The organism is Sphingopyxis sp. sgz302558 (assembly GCF_057220455.1).
The window spans coordinates 1-2,817 of record NZ_JBXPUZ010000022.1; the positions used below are offsets into that span (position 1 = coordinate 1).

General features: G+C 69.1%; 6 protein-coding genes. All 6 read left to right on the forward strand.

Translation table 11 applies throughout. The features are described 5' to 3' along the window. On the forward strand, positions 1 to 726 hold a 726-nt coding region (locus AC2TC0_RS16085; protein WP_484718462.1), incomplete at its 5' end, for a type II secretion system F family protein. 99 nt (positions 727 to 825) lie between these two features. Further along, positions 826 to 1,260 (forward strand): type II secretion system major pseudopilin GspG, encoded by a 435-nt coding sequence (gene gspG / locus AC2TC0_RS16090; protein ID WP_484718463.1) that lies wholly within the window; start codon positions 826 to 828, stop codon positions 1,258 to 1,260. Beyond that, positions 1,235 to 1,630, forward strand: a complete 396-nt coding sequence (locus tag AC2TC0_RS16095) for a prepilin-type N-terminal cleavage/methylation domain-containing protein (RefSeq protein WP_484718464.1) — start codon at positions 1,235 to 1,237, stop codon at positions 1,628 to 1,630. Before gspG ends, AC2TC0_RS16095 begins: the two co-directional genes overlap by 26 nt. Positions 1,631 to 1,641: 11 nt before the next feature. Continuing rightward, on the forward strand, positions 1,642 to 2,016 hold the full coding sequence (locus tag AC2TC0_RS16100; RefSeq protein ID WP_484718465.1) for a prepilin-type N-terminal cleavage/methylation domain-containing protein: 375 nt from the start codon (positions 1,642 to 1,644) through the stop codon (positions 2,014 to 2,016). Then, positions 2,013 to 2,576: a prepilin-type N-terminal cleavage/methylation domain-containing protein gene (locus AC2TC0_RS16105; protein WP_484718466.1), complete on the forward strand. Its 564-nt coding sequence runs from the start codon at positions 2,013 to 2,015 to the stop codon at positions 2,574 to 2,576. The genes AC2TC0_RS16100 and AC2TC0_RS16105 overlap by 4 nt, the downstream gene beginning before the upstream one ends. Continuing rightward, the coding region (locus tag AC2TC0_RS16110; protein ID WP_484718467.1) for a hypothetical protein at positions 2,573 to 2,817 on the forward strand (245 nt) is incomplete at its 3' end. The genes AC2TC0_RS16105 and AC2TC0_RS16110, both read left to right, overlap by 4 nt.

Here is a 2,817-nt window from a genome sequence, read left to right on the forward strand (position 1 = left end):
CGCAGCAGTCTAATCACCCAGCTCACCTACCCTGCCGCGATCGTCGCCGCGACCTTGCTGGCGCTGGTGGTGGTGCTGACCTTGGTGGTGCCGCAGTTTGAGAGCATTTTGCGCGGCAATGAAGCCGCGTTGCCGCTGCTCACCCGCTGGGTGCTCGGCCTGTCGGCCGCGGTGCGCGACCATGGCAGTGCGATGCTGGCGGTGATGGTCGTGGGACTCGGGCTGCTGGTATCCGCTTGGCGAGGCGGCCAGCTCGACGGTCTCGCAGCGCGCGCCGGCGGCGCGACCGGGCTGCTCGGTTTGCGCGATCGTTTTCTCGCCGCGCGCTTTGCGCGGTTGCTCGCGGCGCTGCTCGCCAATGGGATTGCGCTGGTCCCGGCGCTCGCGCTCGCGCGTCCAGCGATGGGAAGCCGCCGCTGGAGCCAGATGCTGCGCGGCGTCGAGCAGGATTTGCGCGAAGGCGCGCGCTTTACCGCTGCATTGGGGGCGAGCCCGCTAGTGCCCGCGACCTTGGTGCGGCTGATCGAGGTCGGCGAGCATAGCGGCGCGCTCGCAAGTACATTGGGCGAGGCAGGCAAGATCATCGACGCCGCGGCGCGCGCGCGCGTTGAGCGGCTGATATCGCTCGCCAATCCCATTGCCATCATCCTGCTTGGCACTTTCGTTGCGCTGCTGGTCGCGGGCGTGCTGCTGGGCATTTTTGCGGTGGGGGATTTTGCGGCATGACGCAGCACGGCAGGCGNCCATCATCCTGCTTGGCACTTTCGTTGCGCTGCTGGTCGCGGGCGTGCTGCTGGGCATTTTTGCGGTGGGGGATTTTGCGGCATGACGCAGCACGGCAGGCGCACGGGCCGCGAGGCGGGCTTCACCCTCATGGAAATGCTCGTCGTGCTGGTGCTGATCGGTCTGATCGCGGCAGTTGCGGTGCCGCAGGTGATGCGCATGTTCGAGGGTGCCAAGACCAAGGCGGTCAAGATCCAGCTCCAGACAGTCGGCCAGGCGCTCTCCTTCTATCAGATCGACAATGGCAGCTACCCCGATCGCCGTCAGGGGATCGGTGCCTTGTGGGAAGCGCCCGAGGGTCTCGACAGCTGGGCGGGGCCCTATGTGCGGCGCGCCGAGCAATTGACCGACCCCTGGGGGCGTCCGCTGATCTATACACCGCTTAGCGGGCGCGACGGCTTTGAGCTGGTCTCGCTTGGCGCCGATGGTCGGGAAGGAGGGCGCGGCGAGGATGCCGACCAGCGCTTCCGCCCCTAAGCCGCGCCAGTTGCCGAGCGGGTTCACGCTCATCGAAATGCTCGTGGTGCTGGCGCTGATCGCGCTCGTCGCCGCGCTTGCGCTACCGCGGCTCGGCAGTCCGCCCAGCCGGACAGGCCAGGAGCAGCTGCGCAGCGCGCTCGCGACATTGGCGGATGCCCGCAGCGCGGCAGTGGCGAGCGGGCGCGCGCAGGCGCTCGATCTGGTGGCACTCGGGCCGAAGGCGCGCTATGCTGCGGCGACGGGCAGTAGCGCGCGCATTATCTTCTATCCTGACGGCTCGTCGAGCGGCGGCACGCTCACGCTCGCGCCGGGGCGCAGCATCACATTGAGCCTCGCCGACGGCCGCGCCGAACTTGGCCATGACTGATCGCGATGCCCATGATGGCTAGAGGTGAGCGCGGCTTCACGCTGGTCGAGGTGCTGGTGGCGCTGGTCGTCACTGCGCTGCTGCTCGGCGTCATCGGCAATGCGCTCGCGAACAGCAGCGCGCGCGTGCAGGATGATCGCCAGCATAGTGCCGCGTTGCTGCTCGCCGAGGCCGAGCTAAAAGCCCGCAGCCATGCCCCCTTTGCCGAAGGCGAGACCAGCCGCCGCGAGGGGCCGTGGCGCATAGTCACCCGCGAGACGCAGGTCGCGCGCGATCCGCGCCAGCTGCTCCTGCTGTCCGAGGTCGAGATCGAAGTGCGGGACATGGACGATGTCCGGTGGGCGCGGCTCGTGCGGCGCAGCCTCAAAGCGGCGCCGACGTCATGATCGCGGTTCGCAAGCGCGAGCGCGGGTTCACGCTGATCGAATTGCTCGCCGCGATGCTCGCGGGCGCGCTGCTGCTCGTCTGGCTCGGCTGGGCGGTCGGCGGGATCGGTGAGCGCGCTTCGCGCAGCGCTGCGCCGCCACTACGCGCGGCTTTGCTCGCCGCCTGGCCCGGTATCGCAGCGCAGATTGAGAGCGCCTATTTTGTGGAAGAAGGAGCGCGCAGCGACGAACTCCTCGTCACGCCGCCGCTTAGCCTCGGCCAGCGCGGTCCCGTTGCGCTGCGCTACGCAGCGATCCGCGGTGATGATGGTGGCATGGCGCTGGTCGCCGAATATCGTGACCCGGTAACCGGTGCGTCCCTTGCGCCGCCGAGCATAATCGTGGGTGGTTTTGCGGCGATCGCCATCGACGCTGTGCCGGGGCGCGAGGGCCAGCGCCCGGCGCTGCGCTTTTCCTTCACCGAGCGCGACGGCACGCGGTTCGCGCTTACGGCACGCCCGCAGGTCACCGCCGAGCCCGGCTGCCGCTTCGATCCCATCTCGCTGGCGTGCCGCCCATGAGCGCACGGACCGAGCAATGGCGCGCCCTTGGCGCCGAGTTTGTCGCCTGGTGGCGCAGCGAACTGGCCGCGCTCATCCCGGCGCGCTGGCGGTCGAGGCTCGCAGCGACGCGCGCGCAGACGCTGATTCGGCTCGGCGAGGATCATGTCGAGGTTGAGCGCCACCATCAGGGCCAAGTGCTGCGCGAGCGCGCCGACCAGTCGCTCGACGAACTCGGCGATGACGGCTGGGCCGATCTGGC

Bases quoted from the DNA above. Each gene is read 5' to 3' on its own strand.
- AC2TC0_RS16095 (WP_484718464.1), top strand. From the start codon at position 1,235: ATGCCGACCAGCGCTTCCGCCCCTAAGCCGCGCCAGTTGCCGAGCGGG.
- AC2TC0_RS16105 (WP_484718466.1), top strand. From the start codon at position 2,013: ATGATCGCGGTTCGCAAGCGCGAGCGCGGGTTCACGCTGATCGAATTG.
- gspG (WP_484718463.1), top strand. From the start codon at position 826: ATGACGCAGCACGGCAGGCGCACGGGCCGCGAGGCGGGCTTCACCCTC.
- AC2TC0_RS16100 (WP_484718465.1), top strand. From the start codon at position 1,642: ATGATGGCTAGAGGTGAGCGCGGCTTCACGCTGGTCGAGGTGCTGGTG.